The following is a 16,664-nucleotide window of genomic DNA, read 5'->3' as shown; positions in this document are numbered from 1 at the left end:
TATTATCATTGAAAACCTAACGTCGCAAGGAAGGCCTTGAAACCCTTCAATCCAGCTTCGTCACGCTTGTATACCCCTGCATCCCTCAGCACTGCTGCGAACTTGTCACCGACCGCCGCTTTCAGCGCCTGCCTGGCTGCATCTGCCTGCATCGCCGTTCCATGAGCCTCCAGCAATTCACGAATCCAAGCACAATGCTTATACAGCAAATGCTCTGGATATTCGGTTATCTGTTCATCAAAGGCAAGCTCACCGGTCAAGACGTGTTCCAACAGTGCGAGCTCGTCCTGTAGCCGTCCCGGCAGTACAGCGAGTCCCATCACTTCGATTAACCCGATATTTTCTTTTTTGACATGATGAAGCTCCTTGTGCGGATGGAAGATTCCGTCCGGATGCTCGTCACTGGTTCTGTTATTGCGGAGCACCAGGTCAAGCTCATATTCGTTACGTTCATTATTTCGTGCGATGGGCGTCACCGTATTATGGGGAATCGGGTTATCTGCTTGTTCGGTTTCTGTAAAGGCAATAATGTCATGATTCGGATCGCTATAAGTCTTCCATTCGTTCAGAATCGTATCTGCCAGCTTAAGGAGCAGCAGCTTGTTATGACCCGATATGCGAATCACTGACATGGGCCATTTCACGATTCCGAGCCGCACGTTAGGGTATTCGGGATGGGTGAAGCTGTGCTCGACCAGCGCTTTTTCCATCGCAAACCGATGTCTGCCTCCCTGAAAATGATCATGGTTCAGAATAGAGCCTCCAACAATCGGTAAGTCCGCATTAGAACCAATAAAGTAATGAGGAAATTGATCAATAAAATCGAAAAGTCGGTAAAAGGTCGCCATCGACATTTTCATAGGCCGATGCTCTTGATCAAAAATAATGCTGTGCTCATTGTAATACACATATGGCGAGTACTGAAAGTACCAAGGGTCTCCGTCGAGCTTGAGCGGAATAACACGTAAATTTTGACGGGCCGGATGATTCAGCCTTCCGGGATAACCGACATTATCGATACAAAGCAGGCACTTCGGGTAATCACTTTGCGGTACATTTTTGAGCATCGCAATTTCCTTCGGGTCCTTCTCCGGTTTTGACAAATTAATCGTAATTTCCAGATCCCCATATTCGGTTGGCGATAGCCAATATTGATTACGGGCAATACGGTCCACACGAATATAGTTGGAATCGATACATTGTTTGTAAAAAGCGGCTGTTGCCTGCGTGGCGCTACTCAGTTTGGCTGTCTTCCAGAATGCACTTGCCACCTGCGATTGGCGTGGCATCAGAAAACCCATGATGCGGGCGTCCAGCAGATCGCGCAGCGTCGTGTTGTTATCCGCTATAATTCCGGAAGCTGCCGCATAATCCAGGAGCGGCTCCAGCAGCTCCACTACTTTGGTAGTCGTCGCTGGCTCCACTTCGCCGCTGTACGGCTCATCAAGACGCAGCAGCTCCAGCAGTGAATTACGCGCATCGTAGCAATCGAGCGGCTCCAATAGCTCCTGCCGGACACCGAATCCAAGCAACTGCTCCACTGCATAAGCCACCGCCTGAAGATCCTGTTTAGTTCCTTGCTTTACTTGAATCTGTTCTTCCACAGTCTGTTTCCTCCTGTTTCTCTATGCCGACTTTATTTCGCGTAGCCGCCAGGATGGTTTTGATGCCAAGTCCATGCTGTTTCAATGATCTGCTTCAGTTGGTCGTGCTTCGGCTTCCAACCGAGCTCCGCTCGTGCGCGCTCCGACGAGGCTACAAGCGCAGCCGGATCACCAGAACGACGCGCTTCGACAACAGCCGGAATCGGGTGACCGGTCACTTCACGAGCAATATCAATGACTTCCTTAACCGAGAACCCTGTACCATTACCGAGATTATACACACTGCTCTCTCCGCCCTTGCGCAGCTTTTCTACAGCCAATATGTGGGCGTCAGCCAAGTCCGTTACGTGAATGTAATCACGGATACACGTTCCATCGGAGGTAGCGTAATCATCACCAAATATCGAAATATGTGGACGTTGGCCTAGAGCTACCTGCAAAATAATCGGAATCAGATGCGTCTCTGGCGTATGGTCCTCACCAATTCGGCCGCTCGCATGAGCACCAGCCGCGTTAAAGTAGCGCAGTGATACAAATTTAATTTGATGAGCTGTGTCGAACCAACGCATCATTTTTTCCATAGCCAGCTTCGTCTCACCGTACGCATTCGTCGGAAGGGTACGGTCGCTTTCGAGGATAGGTACATTTTCCGGCTCCCCGTAGGTTGCCGCAGTCGAGGAAAAGACGATTTTTTTGACGCCGTACTCGTTCATTTTCTCAAGCAGACATAATGTACCAAATACATTATTTTGATAATATTTTGCCGGGTTCTGCATGCTTTCACCCACTAATGAATGAGCGGCGAAGTGGATGATTGCTTCGATCTGATTGTCCTGGAACACGGTATCCATAAACGCAGCGTCACGAATATCTCCTTCATACAGCTTGCCGCCCAGCACCGCCTCCCGGTGTCCCTGCTGCAAATTGTCGACCACGACTACCTCTTCGTTACGGGCAAGTAGCTCGGCTACGGCATGAGACCCGATGTATCCGGCTCCGCCTGTTACTAATATCGCCATTGTAGTTCCTCCTTAATATTAAGTGAAAAAATTTGCATTCTTAAACCTCGAATGAGGGCAAATGAATACGAGCCGCTGTGCGGACGAAGTATTCCTACGATCGCTGTTGTTCATGGATTTCTGGATTGTATAAGACATTTTGAGGGAGAAATCCATGAACAAAGGCGAACGCTCCGCTTCTCCAGAACACATCGTCCGCTCCGCTTTTGATTCATCACTCCGTAATTTCCTTTACGCCATCGCCGATCGTACATACGTAGAAATCGGCTGTCAAACCGGTTTTTTCCTTATAATTCGTGCCTACCTGGTCAATGAAGTTATCCACGCTATCCTCATGCACAAGAGAAACTGTACAACCGCCGAAGCCGGCCCCGGTCATTCTTGAACCGAGCACGCCTGGCACCTTCAAAGCTTCCTCGACCATCGTATCCAGTTCCAGACCGGTGACTTCGTAAAGATCGCGAAGCGAATTGTGGGAGCCAATCATCAGCTGCCCAAAGCCTTCCAGATCACCCTTCTCCAACACTTTCATCGATTCCAGAACACGATGAATTTCTTCAACAACATGCTGCGCACGTCTGCGTACGGTTTCATCGGAAATCGAGTGCTGGTACTCATTGAATTGCTCCAGCGTCAATTGACCGAGCAGCGTCAGCTGTGGGAACTGACCTTGCAAATCTGCAACCGCCTGCTCGCATTGGGAGCGCCTTTCGTTATACGCTGAATCGACAAGCCCACGTTTTTTGTTCGTGTTTCCGATAACCAGCTTATAGGCCCCACTGTCAAATGGCACATGCTTGTACTCCAGCGTATCGCACATTAACAGAATGGCATGATCCTGTTTACCCATAGCTACCGCAAATTGATCCATAATACCACAGTTCACGCCCATAAATTGATTTTCCGCTCTCTGGGACAGCAGCGCGATCTTCACTTTATCCGTCGGTTGGCCTTCCAGTGTTAACAATGCATACGCCGTAACAACCTCAATCGAGGCGGATGAGGATAGGCCAGAGCCATTCGGGATTGCTCCGCTATATAAAATATCATAGCCGCCAATTTCAATTCCCTGCTGCTGCAATTGGTCAATAATCCCCTTCGGATAGTTGATCCAGTCGTCTGCCTTGTCGAAAACGATACCTTGAATGGAAATATGTTTGTGTTCAGGGAAATTGGTTGATGCAAACCCGAGCTGTCCATCCTGTCTTTTGCGAACCAGCATCGTCGTTCCGAAAGTAAGCGCAGCGGGAAATACGTAACCGCCGTTATAATCCGTATGCTCACCTATGAGATTAACTCTACCAGGTGCATGAAATACTCGGATAGCCTCATCGTCTTCACCGAATTTTTCAACAAATATACGTTTCAATGCTTGTAAGTCTGCCATCATTACACCGCCTGTATCATAATGAGTAATTGTTGGTTCACTGCTGTCTGCTACCTCTTTAGTATACGTCTGCACTTTCTTTTTCACTATGGAAGGATGTTAGCAGGGCATGGAAAAATGTTAGATTTTTGTGCGTGTTAATGCGTTGGATGAGCAAACTATTGTAAAATGAAATAACGCAGGCGTATTCAGCAGCAGACTGTTACCTGTCTGAAAGTGCTGTGAACACCGATTAGAGCTGTTCACCTTATTCCATCCTAATTGTACGTCCTAGTCCATGAAGCGAGGGTTACCCGCATGACCAATGAAATCAAACGCACGGAAAGCTACTATGTTGTCTCTAATCCACAGCCTTCGGAGCAGGAGAATTTGGCTGTACTGTTCACCGGCAGCAGTCAAACCAAGCCAGGGCATAAGCCGGGACCGAAGGTTGTGGACTATTACCTGCTGCACTACATCCAATCAGGCTGCGGCACCTACACCTGTCAGGGTCATACGTACCAGCTTGGACAGGGCGACAGCTTCCTGATTGAGCCCGGCAAGCTGATCAGCTACGTGGCAGATGAAGCAGAGCCTTGGCACTACCGCTGGCTGGCCTTTGAAGGGAGTCAAGCTGCTCAACTACTGGAGAGCATTGGGCTGTCCTCACAGCAGCCTATAGTCCATACCGGCGGCAAGCGTCATATCGCGGTCATTTATCATCAAGTGCAGGCAGCCTTCCAAGCCAGGGTGCCTCACGCCGGGCTGAAAGCAGTCGGATATCTCCATCTGCTGCTGGCCGAATATGCACAGGCACTGCAACCCAAACAGCAAAACGATCTTCATTTAACCGGCAGTGGCGAGCAGATCGCCCAGCAGGCACTTCATTACTTATCCAGCCAATATGCAGAGCCGATAACGATTGAACTGATGGCAGAGACGCTTGGCTACAATCGCGCTTACTTGTCGACATTGTTCAAGAAGCATACGGGCCTGACACCGGTCACCTTTTTGCTGCGGCTGCGAATTGACAAGGCTCGTCTGCTACTGCGCGAACGTAAGGAGCTTACTGTCGAGCAGATTGCATCCTCCGTCGGCTTCCAGGACCCACTCTATTTCTCCAAGCAATTCAAGCGGCTGTATGGGATGTCGCCAACCGATTACCGAGATGCCATGAAACGGCTGTAATCCGCGAAGGCATTTGAACCTGCTCCAAACAGCCTTATCAGCTAGTAGGTCTCATCGGGAGAGAGGGCGCTCGCGGGATCAACTTCTCTTAGCGGCAGCATCAGGCAAATTTGCGCTCCTTGTCCAGGCAGGCTCTCCGCCCAGATGCTGCCCCCATGAAATTCAACGATTTCCTTGGCAATCGCAAGCCCCAAGCCGCTGCCACCAGCCGCAGAATTGCGAGACTTGTCTTTTTTGTAAAAACGGTCAAACACATACGGCAAATCGTCCTGCTCGATTCCACTTCCAGTATCCTGTATCTTCAGCATAAGGTCATGCTCATTCTCCTGCAGCAGCATTTGAATCAAACCTCCGGTCGATGTGTGCTTAATAGCGTTATGCACCAGATTCGTAAACACCTGATCCATCCGATTCACATCGATCATTAACACTCTCGACGGCAGCTCTGGCGCGTTCGTGCTGGTTGACCGGAACTCGAATTGCAAACCCGCGTTATGGACCTCCACGACATAACGTTCACTAAAATAAGTGATAACCTGCGCTATAGTCAGCTCCTGCATATAAAAGTCAATTTGCCGCGCCTCTAGCTTGGAGAGCTGGAACAAGTCGGTAATCAATCGATTCAAGCCCAGAATCCGACTCAGAATGAGCTTCAAGTATTTGTCCTGCTGCTCCGTTCCTACGACAACACGATCAATCAACGCCTCTACATAACCTTGAATCAGCGTCATCGGTGTGCCCAGGTCATGTGAAATGTTACTCAAGAGATGGCGGCGTGACGTTTCGAGCCGTGCCAGATCTTCATTCGTCCGGGCCAAGGTCAGATTCGACTGCTCCAGCTCGGCAGTACGCTCCTTGATCCGGTACTCCAGCCGCATGTTCAGGTCGCGAAGCTCACGGGATAAGGTTTCTACGGAAGCAAATGCCTGAACCGACTTCATACTGATTACAAAGGAAGCCATGAAAATAACACAGAACAGGCCCACCGGTGAAATGCCTCCAAAACCGATCCATTGATCATACTCAGCCGCATCTATCGCTGCCATGATCATATAGATGATGACACCCGATAAAATGAGGCGGGCTCCTTCTCTTTTTGCTGCAAAAGCTCTAATTAAAGTAATAATCAGACACACACACACGGCAGCGTTCAACCATTGATAAACCATAACCATAGAAGTAAACACATATGGGGGCGCCAGCAGAGTAGCTGCCGTAAAGAGTGCACAGCTATAGAGGGTAAATTGCACGATAGCCCTGCTGGTTTCCTTGCGATATAACGAATAACAAAATACGAGTGCGACAGCCGTGCTTAAATAAAAGCACACATATTCCAAACGCATGCTCGTCACCCAATCCAGTCGGGGAAACAGCTTAAACATGGCTCCTTCTCCCACCAACATCGTGTGGATACCAACCAACAAACAAAACAAACCCAAATACAAGGGGCTTTTTTCCTTCATGCGGATCAAGAATAGACCCAAGTTGTAAAATCCCATTAGGAGCAGACTGCCGACCAGCAGCATATCGAGGCCCATCAGCCGATCATGAAAGGCTACCATTTGTCTGGCTTCACCTAACATCAGTTCACTCTCAATGCCGCCATACCGATGGTCAAAGTTCGATACCTGAATCACGATATCCAGCTTATCAGCACCTGCCTGGGGAAAAAGCACAAGCTGCGGGTAATTAACCGGAGTTGAAGTGTCACGATCGAGACCTACCCTGCCACCGTAAGCGACGAATTGCCCATTAATCCACATTCGATAAGCTGTACGGATCATCGGCAGCTCCACAGCAAGCACACGGGAAGATGGATTCAGCTGTACCTCAAGATGGAAGGTTGCAACCCCCATTCCGGATATCCGTTCTCCATCCACCTCCTGTCCGTTCCATGCCTGCGGCAGGTCGATCCAGTGTCTGGGACGTTCCTGATCTTGCAGTGCGGCGATCTGGTTGGGATTCAGTAGTTGATCCCAATAAAATTCCCATTGCCCGTTTAACGTAGCAATACCATTATTGCCAAAACTCCACTCACGCAAATTTTGTACGCCTCGAACAGCCTCCCCCCCACTGACAGTCCTGGGAGACGATGAAGACTTGTCAACCTCACAGCCGCTTGTACTTAATAAAAGGATGGCACAAAGGACAAGAGTCCATATATAATAAAGATAATATCTGGGAATCCATACCACTTACTTTCCGTAAAATTTTGAAAATCACAGAAGGGCAGCTTCGGCGTACACAAGGAGGATCTAATGGCAGGAGAAAAAATTTTACTCGTCGATGACGAGCCGGAAATCGTTGAATTAATACAAATGTATCTGGTCAAAGAAGGCTATAAAGTGCAAAGCACACACAATGGCCCAAGTGTATTTGAGTATATGGAGCAGTTCGCACCGGACCTGATTATATTGGATATTTTGCTGCCGGGTATGGATGGTATCGAAATTTGTCGACAGGTTCGCCAGACGAGCAACGTCCCGATTTTATTCATCTCCTGCAAAAAAGAAGATGCCGATATTATCCTCGGTCTCGGCACCGGTGGTGACGATTATATGACCAAGCCCTTCAGTCCCAGCCAGCTGGTAGCCCGCGTCAAGGCTCATCTGCGGCGCAAGCAGTTATCCGATCAGCAAAAGGAGGATTCACAACAGCTAAGCTTTCCCGGTCTCGAAATTGATTTGCTGACCCGCAATGTATGGACAAGCGGGACGCTCGCACCCATATCATCCAAGGAATTCGATTTGCTGGCGCTTCTAGCCAAAAAGCCGAATAAAGTCATCCCGATTGAGCATCTTTACAAAAAAACATGGGGGATGGACAGCAACGGTGATACCCGAACACTGCTTGTACATATTAGTAACCTTCGCAAGAAAATCGAACCCAATCCGGCTGAGCCTACTTACGTACAAACGGTGCGCGGCGTCGGCTATAAATTCAACAGCAATTTGTAAATGCTGCGGTTATAAACGACTAGCTGTATGCACCGAACTGCCTATTGCTAAAATGACATTTATTTTCGGTCGTAGGCGATACGCTGCAGCAGCTCATCCATTTCCTGATTCGTTAGGTCGCGCCATTGCCCAACCCCAATCCCTTCAAGTAGGATGTTCATAATCCGAACCCGTTTCAATTTTCTAACCTCATAGCCCAATGCCGAGCACATCCGACGAATTTGCCGATTCAAGCCCTGTTTCAATATAATCTTGAAGGTTCTTGTATCCAGTTGGTCTATAGTACAAGGATTCGTCATGGTGCCCAGAATCCTCACGCCACCAGCCATTCCTTGTAAGAACATCGAGCTGATCGGCTTGTCTACCGTCACGATATACTCTTTTTCGTGGTCGTTTTCTGCACGCAAAATTTTGTTCACGATATCTCCGTCATTCGTAAGCAGAATCAGGCCCTCTGAATCCTTATCCAGCCGACCGATCGGGAAAATTCGTTCCGGATGCCCAACAAAATCGACGATATTGCCCTTGATATGCAGCTCTGTCGTACATGTAATTCCTACCGGCTTGTTCAAGGCGATATACACAGGTGGCTTCTTGGCAAGCACTGGACGCCCGTCCACACACACCTGATCTCCATCTTGGACCTGACTACCCAGCTCAGCCAGCTTGCCGTTGATCGTAACACGCTGCTCTTCAACCAATTTATCTACGGCACGACGCGAGCAAAAGCCTGTTTCACTAATAAATTTATTAATTCTCATCTACGTCACTCCACTTGTTAATAAACTCCATCTATTATACCACGTCACCTTCTCCGAGCAATAAACTCCTAATACTAAGGAATTTTTGAGCAGCAACGAGTGTACCAAACGTTCAGGAACGTGCTAAAAAAGCATTCTTGCTGCGAATTACTTAGTAATGGCAGTCTCAGCTGACAGCCATAAAACTATACAGGATTCGACAATGCTTTAAACAGAATGTGGGGGAACACTATGCAACCATTGTCGACACAAGAACAAAAGAAGCCCAAGTCTGGCCTTAAACGTTCACGCTGGTGGCGATTCAGCCTTTGGATCACGGGTTCTATATTATTGGTAGGGTTGCTTATAGCAGGTGCAGGCGCCTTATGGATGAGTCAGCTCGATATTAGTAAGCTTGAGCATCCGCTTCCCGAGCCTACACTGATCATGGACCGAAATGCCCAGCCAGCTTCTCAGCTATCCTCATCGCGTATTGAACCTGTGCCACTGAAGCAAATACCGTTAGAGCTGCGCAATGCGGTGATTGCGGTTGAGGACCGACGCTTTTATGAGCATTCCGGTGTTGATATATGGTCAATTACCCGGGCGCTATGGCGGGACCTGATATCCGGGTCTATGAAGGAGGGCGGCAGCACGCTGACTCAGCAGCTGGCCAAAAATCTGTTCCTGCAATCGGATAAAACGATCAGCCGCAAGCTGAAGGAAGCCGCCTATGCGCTCAAAATCAATATGACTTACACCAAGGATGAAATTTTGGAGCTGTATTTGAATAGTATCTATTTCGGCGAGGGGCGGTGGGGTGTTCAAGGTGCCGCTCTGGAATATTTCGCCAAGCCGGTCAGCCAGTTGAATCTGGTGGAATCGGCTCTGTTGGCGGCATTGCCAAAAGCACCCACAACCTATTCACCTGCCAAAAACAAAGATAAGGCGCTCGAACGCCGTAATCTGGTGCTGCTTCTCATGAAGGAACAGCAATTCATTACGACTGCCGCCTACAACCAAGCAATTGTGCAGCCCATTACACTTCAACAGCAAAATGAAGAATCCTTGAAAGGAAAATATCCCTCTTATGTGGATTACGTCATCGAAGAGGCCGCTGAGCTGTATGGATTCACAGAAGAACAAATTCTAACATCGGGCTTGCGGATTTACACGGATCTCGATCCGGTAATCCAGCAAACGACTGAAGAGATTTATGGGCAGCCATCCTTGTTCCCTGAAAGCAGGACAGACCAAATGATACAGAGCGGCGCTGTTATTATGGATCATCGGACAGGCGGCATACGCGCACTGATCGGCACACGCGGACCGCAGGTATACCGCGGCTTCAACCATGCCACCCAGCTGCGCCGCCAGCCAGGCTCGTCCTTCAAGCCGTTGGCCGTATACGGACCTGCCCTCGAACGCGGCTACACCTCGAGCTCCGTCCTGTATGATGGAAAGCTGGATATTGGCGGTTACCGACCACGAGACTGGGACGGACAGACACGCGGACAGGTTACATTGAAGGAGGCTATTCTACGTTCATGGAACATTCCCGCTGTCTGGCTGCTGAACCAAATCGGTATTGAAGCCGGCTTGGACTTCGTACAAAGGGCAGGCATTCCGCTGACGGCGGCCGACCGCAGCTTGAGCTTGGCCCTCGGCGGCTTGTCCGAGGGCGTATCACCCCTGCAGATGGCGCAGGCCTATGGCGGCATCGCCAATCTCGGCGTGATGCAGAAGGCTCACGCCATCTTGAAAATTACGACCAAGGATGGGCATACCTTGGTCGAGGCCGTGCCACAATCGTCCGTATTGACGCGGCCGACTGTGGCTTATGACCTGACTTTACTGCTGCAGGAGGCAGTCAAGTCAGGAACCGGTTCGGCCGCCGCGATCGGGCGGCCCGCAGCAGGCAAGACGGGCACCACGCAGCTGCCCGACACGCCGGAGTTCAGCAGCATCGGCGCCAATGGCGCCAAGGACGCTTGGTTCGTCGGCTTCACGCCGGAGCTGACAACGGCGATCTGGCTTGGCTATGATCAGACAGACCGCGATCATTATCTGGTCACCTCGGGAGGAGCCGTGCCTGCCGCGCTGTTCAATCGGATCATGAGCAGGGTGCTGCGCGACGCGCCCGTTACTCCTTTTCCGATTCCGGGCGTCTCGCGTAATCCGTCTGCTGAACCGGCATTACGATCACGGTAGAAGTCTCCCGAATCGTCAGGACGGCCGTTTCAATCGGCATGGCACTCTCGGTCATTTCCTTCATATCCTTTAAACGAACCTGACCTTGGACTGCCTCAGCTTCACCTATCAAAATGACGTACCGGATTCCTTTGGACGCTGCGGAAGTGAGCGACTTTTTCAGCTTACGTCCGCTGGCGTCCACGCGTGTACGAATCTCTGCGGACCGCAGCTTCGCAGCTGCTTGCAGGGCAAGAGATGTTTGCTCCCTTCCTATAGGCAGGACGAGCACATAACTGGGTGCGATAGGCATTTCCTTTTCCAGCAGCAGCTCCATAATCGATTCCATGCCGAAGGAGAGACCTACAGCCGGGTAACGAAGATCTTCCCGACCGACAAGGTGTCCGATAATATCATCATAACGCCCGCCACTACCGAGGCTGGACCCATACCCACCCGTTTTATCAAAAATCTCATACACTGTACCTGTATAAAACGATAAACCCCGTGATAAAAAAGGGTCAAATCTGCAGCGGAGTCCAAGTCCGGTCTGATCAATAAGCGCTTGAAGCGCAGCAGCCTCCTCAGCGCCACGGCTGGCCCCGAGGTCAAATTGTGCGGTAAGCTGCCCCAAGGTTGGGTTATCCATACTGATCAATCCGATAATGTTACGTGTGACACCATCATCCAATCCCTTGGTGCTCAACTCTGCTTTAACGCCTTCCCGACCAATCTTGGCGATTTTATCCAATGTCAGCATCACTGATAATCGTTCATCCGCAGAAACCACGCCCAGACGAGCCAGCAGCTCACTCAGAAACTGCCGATTGTTCCAGGTAATCACCACATCCATGCCCAATTGCCGAAAAACCGTAGCCGCAAGCTGCATCAGCTCCGCCTCTGCCTCCGGCCCCTGAATGCCAACTACGTCTGCATCACACTGAATAAATTCACGCAGCCGCCCCCGTTTGACGGGACCATCCCGGAATACTTTGCCGATCTCATACCTTTTAAAAGGGATTTCAAGTCCCGGGTTCAAAGCGACTACCTTGGCAAAGGGAATCGTGAGATCATAGCGGAGTCCCAGCTGCCGATTCCCCTGATCACTCAATTGATACATTTCTTTGAGGATTTCATCGCCTCCCGCATATTTGGATGCCAGCAGCTCCTGCTCGTTTAAAACGGGGGTTTCCATGGAATCAAAGTCATACAGCTCAAAGTTGGCTTCAATAACCGATTGCACCTTTTTGCGAAGCGCCTGCTCTGCACCTACATAATCAAACGTTCCTTTTACATTTTGCATACAGGAATCACGTCTCCTTCATTCGTTTATGGAAAAGAAAACAAAAAAACGCGCAGGACCTCTGGTCCCGCGCGCCTTGTATGTCGCAGGGAGGCCAACGCGATTAGCGTTAGCCCTCCCTGTTATCGTAACAGGTGTGCTAACGCCGCTTGTGATGATGAAGTTGTGAGATCCGGCATGTATACATAGACATAGGTATTCTCTCCTTCAACGTATTGAGATTGATTATAGCGGAGTCGATTATTTTATGCAACTGTAAACATATAGGTGTGGCTGGCTGCAATGAATGCAGGAATACCTTTTCTGGCTTCAGCCATTTGTCTGCGGCCAGAAAAAGTGCTCCTGCTCGGTTTACCTGGTTATCTATTCAAGTTACCTGATGAGTATGTGCTGTATTTACTGTTTATTATCCACCTTCTTCATTACGTTACCCGCTTGGCTTACCCGACCAGCGCCAACCGCGATACTGGCAGCTGGATCGATATTTTTGATAATCGCCTTCAGCCTCATCACGTCCAGGAAATGGACGGTATACATCAGAAATTGGGGAGGTCGTGTGGTTGGCTCCCACATCGGTTTTGCGCCAGTCCCTTGAGCAGGGCTTACACTACTTACTTTCAGCTCTACAGGATCATCGATCTTACGGAAACGGAGCTGGATTGCCCGTTCAATTTCTTCACCGCAGCTGCTCATGATGCATAGCGTTCGGTAAGGAAGCAGCCCATGGATACCACGAATCGAAACATGCAGCATTTCAAACGCCAGTATATAGGCAATAATGGAGTACATCGCCTGCTGCCAACCAAATATAAAGCCTGCTACTGTTAAGATGCTGCAGTTCATCATCATAATCACGTTCTCTGGGGATAACAACCCGCGATGTCTTGCCAAGTATCTTTCGTTCATTTCAAGGGTATCCAAGGTTCCTCCGTAGCGGACAACCATGCCGATCCCCAACCCTAAACACACACCACCGCATACCGCAGCCGACAGGCTGTTATCCAACAATGCCGGTACAGGATGGAGAAAGATTGAGCTTAGCGAAAGTACGACGATCCCAAGAAGAGTCATGATCGTAAACTCCAAACGGATATGACGGTAAGCCAGAACAATGAATGGCAAATTAAACAGGAACAACAGTAACCCAATCCGCATTTCCGTCATATGGGACAAAAGCGCTGAAATCCCTGTCATGCCTCCAACGACAATTTTATTCGGTATCAGGAAAAGCTCCAACCCAATAGAGGCCAGAATACCTCCCAGGATCACTATCAGGATATGAGTCCCCCGGTGGCGAGATCTCGCGGACTTGCCCCTAGCAGCAAACTGTACCTGGTTGATCGCAGCACGTAACATGTTTAGTTCCTCCTCTTTCACTTTGAAATCCAAGCCTTGACAGCCGGTTCCGAGCTAGCGTTTCAGAACATCAATTTACATAGCTTAATCCTGGACTACCGTGCTAATTTTCTTTTTGGGCCTCTCCTTGAATTTAAATATTTTGTCGAGAAACGTATAGATGTGCTTGCTCTCTTTGGACAGTAACGGCCCTAAAATCGCCATAATGAGTACGTACAGTGCAGCGAAGGATTGGAGAACCGGCATTAACCCACCTGCTTTGGCCAAATTAGCCATGATGATCGAGAACTCCCCGCGTCCCATAATCGTGAATCCAATATTCAGCGAGGATTTAACAGACAATCCCGCATTCATCCCGGCCAGCATCCCCGCAGTGAAATTACCAATTAAAGTGATCAGCACCGCGGCAAGCGACAGCCAGATGGCCCCACCTAATGCCATTGGATCGATCGTTAATCCGAAGCTGAAGAAGAAAATGGCGCCGAAGAAATCCCGGAAGGGCATGATCAGGTGTTCAATCCGTTTGGCATGGTCGGTCTCTGCCATAACAAGGCCGATTAATAGCGCTCCGATGGCTTCAGCGACGTGAATCGTCTCAGAAAAGCCCGCGACCAGAAACAGCATGGAAAAGATCACCAAGCCGAACAACTCATTGGACCTAATGTTCAGCACCCGATTCAAAAGCGGAACCGCTTTGCGTCCGACAAACAGGACAAGGAGCATGAAGCCCAGTGCAATTGCAGCTGTCAGCAGCACCCCTCCAAAGCTGGAGGAATTGCTCAGTACCAGACCTGACAGGATGGAAATATATACAGCAAGGAATACATCCTCGAACATCGTAATGCCCAGTACCATTTCCGTCTCGGGATTAGCCGTCCGCTTCAGATCAACCAGTACCTTGGCCACAATGGCACTCGACGAAATCGTCGTAATCCCGGCAATGACAAGCACCTCAGCCCACGGGTATCCGGCAATCCAACCGAGCATCAGGCCTAACATAAAATTGATCCCTATATAAATGGATCCGCCCTTTACAATCGATTTCCCTGATTTGATCAGACGCCCCACTGAAAATTCAAGACCCAGATAAAAGAGCAGAAACAGCACACCAATCCGGCCCATGAATTCAATTAACGGTGCGCTTTGAATAAAGCGGAAGTCAAAATGCCACAGCTCCAGCGCATGGGGGCCAACCGCCATCCCGATCAGAATATAAAAGGGAATAACCGAAAAGCGCAAACGGGCTGATAACAGACCCGCCATCGCTATGAGTGCAATCGCAAGACCTACTTCGAGTATCATATGATCCATATATCAACCACTTCCATTCAATAAAATTTGTTTGATCAATCTTTGCTGCTGTCTTTCTCCGACCACGACGAGCGTAGCTTCGTTCTGAATAACGAGCTCTGGACCCGGGCTTACGTGTTTCGTATGATTTTTCTCAATGACTGCAATAATCATTGCACCCGATTTTTGGCGCACATCCAGGCCTCCAATAGATTGGCCAATACTTTTGTAATGAGGTTCGATTTTGTACCATTCAATAATCAGCTCGTCAAACGCCATTTCAACCGTCTCCAGCATTTTCGGGGTATACGTCATGCCTCCTACAATAGCGGCGACTTGTCTGGCTTCGTCATCATCTAATGTGATTGTGGAAATTGTTTCATCGGGATCATCGTGTTCAAAATGATACATTTCCCGCCTTCCGTCATCATGAATAATAACGACCAGCTTTTCGCCACCACGTGTATGGATTTCAAATTTTCTACCTATCCCTGGTAAGTTGGATTCTTTAACGTTCATGCTTGGATGACCTCCTGTTTTTTCATACCTGTTGATAAACAAACCAAATAACCTCCGAGAGACCTTTCTTTTTTTCGGAATACCTGAATTTCATTCATTTTTAGCAATAGCAAATAGAGCTCGGAAATACAGAACATACGTTCTTATTTAAGCGTGACAAATACACAATTAACAAAGGTGAGATTTTTAGACGGCAAGTGAGGTATTTACTGACACGAAAGTGGAGGTGAATCTAATGGGGGTCATAAACAAACGTTTCAGTAATATAAAAATGCAGGGTTTAAAGTTCAAACGGGGTAAAGGAATACGATTCAAAATAAGGTGAAGTACAACAAATAAAATCGGGAGGGATTGCGATGTAACCATAAGCTTATGCAAAAGCGAAGAATGCTTTCGGGTGGCCAACTTGGGTTTATTTCCCTGATTGGCAGCTGCGGTTTCGGGAATGGATTCATACGTTGTATATTCTTCATGCAGACTTGTTGGAGGGGACATCATCAATGCAATAGCCAATACTATATATCTCAATAATCGTGCTGCTCTATGAATATTGATCATCATATCCCCCCTTTAATTTATATACTGTTACAATTCCGATTACTATTAGTGTACCATATTTCGCTGATTATCTCAAACGTATACCTGCTATGACTTAAAGCCGAGCAATGCGTTACTCATCCTGAATGCCCCTCAGCTTGCGGTACTCCTTCGGGGTAAGGCCGACGCTTTTACGGAACAGCTTGGAAAAATGGACAGGATCACGATACCCAACTTCTTGCGAAACCTGGTAGATTTTGAAGCGTACGTCGCCGAGCATTTCCTTGGCTTTATCCATACGAATCGAGGTTAAATATTCCAGAAAGGTCTGATTCAATTCCTTCTTGAACAGCTTGCTCAGCCAAACCGCCGTAATATGGACCTCAGAGGCCACACTCTGCAGCGTAAGGCTGTCTCCGTAGTTGCGGCGCATATATTTGACAGCCACAGATATGATCTGGCTATACGACGACTCACTCAGCTGCTTCAGATCGTGGGGTAGCTCCAGCGATTTGATGTCGCCCCAAGGTAATCTGGACCTCAGTCCATCCCGAATTTCCTTCTCGTCATCTACAATTAGCACACGATCCATGCA

14 protein-coding genes are annotated in these 16,664 nt (G+C 48.9%); 3 read left to right on the top strand and 11 right to left on the bottom strand.

Going from position 1 to position 16,664, the window contains the following annotated elements; genetic code table 11:
• Positions 1 to 5: 5 nt before the first annotated feature.
• From OB236_RS33800 to OB236_RS33790, 3 genes are all read right to left on the bottom strand, one after another.
• Entirely contained in the window at positions 6 to 1,604 is a 1,599-nt protein-coding gene (locus tag OB236_RS33800) for a UDP-glucose--hexose-1-phosphate uridylyltransferase (RefSeq protein WP_262687983.1), read from the bottom strand.
• 32 nt (positions 1,605 to 1,636) lie between these two features.
• On the bottom strand, positions 1,637 to 2,623 hold the full coding sequence (gene galE, locus OB236_RS33795) for a UDP-glucose 4-epimerase GalE (protein WP_262687981.1): 987 nt from the start codon (positions 2,621 to 2,623) through the stop codon (positions 1,637 to 1,639).
• Positions 2,624 to 2,837: 214 nt separating this feature from the next.
• Positions 2,838 to 4,010, bottom strand: coding sequence for a galactokinase (locus OB236_RS33790; protein ID WP_262687979.1), 1,173 nt, complete (start codon positions 4,008 to 4,010; stop codon positions 2,838 to 2,840).
• A gap of 297 nt (positions 4,011 to 4,307) precedes the next feature.
• On the opposite strand from OB236_RS33790, the gene OB236_RS33785 reads away from it, so the two are divergent.
• Entirely contained in the window at positions 4,308 to 5,177 is an 870-nt protein-coding gene (locus OB236_RS33785; RefSeq protein ID WP_262687977.1) for an AraC family transcriptional regulator, read from the top strand.
• 41 nt (positions 5,178 to 5,218) lie between these two features.
• Here OB236_RS33785 and OB236_RS33780 read toward each other — a convergent pair whose 3' ends face one another.
• On the bottom strand, positions 5,219 to 7,219 hold the full coding sequence (locus tag OB236_RS33780; protein WP_262687976.1) for a sensor histidine kinase: 2,001 nt from the start codon (positions 7,217 to 7,219) through the stop codon (positions 5,219 to 5,221).
• 216 nt (positions 7,220 to 7,435) lie between these two features.
• Here OB236_RS33780 and OB236_RS33775 point away from each other — a divergent pair, with 216 nt between their 5' ends.
• Positions 7,436 to 8,134 (top strand): response regulator transcription factor, encoded by a 699-nt coding sequence (locus OB236_RS33775; RefSeq protein ID WP_262687975.1) that lies wholly within the window; start codon positions 7,436 to 7,438, stop codon positions 8,132 to 8,134.
• A gap of 59 nt (positions 8,135 to 8,193) precedes the next feature.
• On the opposite strand, the gene rluF is transcribed toward OB236_RS33775, so the two are convergent.
• Positions 8,194 to 8,895 carry a 23S rRNA pseudouridine(2604) synthase RluF gene (gene rluF / locus OB236_RS33770; RefSeq protein WP_076237975.1) on the bottom strand — a complete coding sequence of 234 codons (702 nt, stop codon included), beginning with the start codon at positions 8,893 to 8,895 and terminating at the stop codon, positions 8,194 to 8,196.
• Between the two features lie 231 nt (positions 8,896 to 9,126).
• Between rluF and OB236_RS33765 the strand changes: the two genes are divergently transcribed.
• Positions 9,127 to 11,085: a transglycosylase domain-containing protein gene (locus tag OB236_RS33765; RefSeq protein ID WP_262687974.1), complete on the top strand. Its 1,959-nt coding sequence runs from the start codon at positions 9,127 to 9,129 to the stop codon at positions 11,083 to 11,085.
• Here the strand turns inward: OB236_RS33765 and OB236_RS33760 are convergent.
• From OB236_RS33760 to OB236_RS33735, 6 genes are all read right to left on the bottom strand, one after another.
• A complete protein-coding gene (locus OB236_RS33760; RefSeq protein WP_262687972.1) occupies positions 11,018 to 12,367 on the bottom strand; it encodes a histidine--tRNA ligase in 1,350 nt (449 codons plus the stop codon). The two genes, OB236_RS33765 and OB236_RS33760, sit on opposite strands and share 68 nt — an antisense overlap.
• 396 nt (positions 12,368 to 12,763) lie before the next feature.
• Positions 12,764 to 13,723 carry a YitT family protein gene (locus OB236_RS33755; protein WP_262687971.1) on the bottom strand — a complete coding sequence of 320 codons (960 nt, stop codon included), beginning with the start codon at positions 13,721 to 13,723 and terminating at the stop codon, positions 12,764 to 12,766.
• An 84-nt stretch (positions 13,724 to 13,807) separates the two neighbouring features.
• Positions 13,808 to 15,034, bottom strand: coding sequence for a cation:proton antiporter (locus tag OB236_RS33750; RefSeq protein ID WP_076237972.1), 1,227 nt, complete (start codon positions 15,032 to 15,034; stop codon positions 13,808 to 13,810).
• Positions 15,035 to 15,037: 3 nt separating this feature from the next.
• Positions 15,038 to 15,532, bottom strand: coding sequence for a cation:proton antiporter regulatory subunit (locus OB236_RS33745; RefSeq protein WP_262687970.1), 495 nt, complete (start codon positions 15,530 to 15,532; stop codon positions 15,038 to 15,040).
• Positions 15,533 to 15,718: 186 nt separating this feature from the next.
• Positions 15,719 to 16,090: a hypothetical protein gene (locus OB236_RS33740; protein WP_262687969.1), complete on the bottom strand. Its 372-nt coding sequence runs from the start codon at positions 16,088 to 16,090 to the stop codon at positions 15,719 to 15,721.
• 112 nt (positions 16,091 to 16,202) lie between these two features.
• Positions 16,203 to 16,661: a helix-turn-helix transcriptional regulator gene (locus tag OB236_RS33735; RefSeq protein WP_262687968.1), complete on the bottom strand. Its 459-nt coding sequence runs from the start codon at positions 16,659 to 16,661 to the stop codon at positions 16,203 to 16,205.
• Positions 16,662 to 16,664: the final 3 nt, after the last annotated feature.

The sequence above is a fragment of the Paenibacillus baimaensis genome (genome assembly GCF_025567575.1).
The sequence above is the reverse complement of the archived record's forward strand: the minus strand, read 5'-3'. Positions and strand labels throughout refer to the sequence as shown.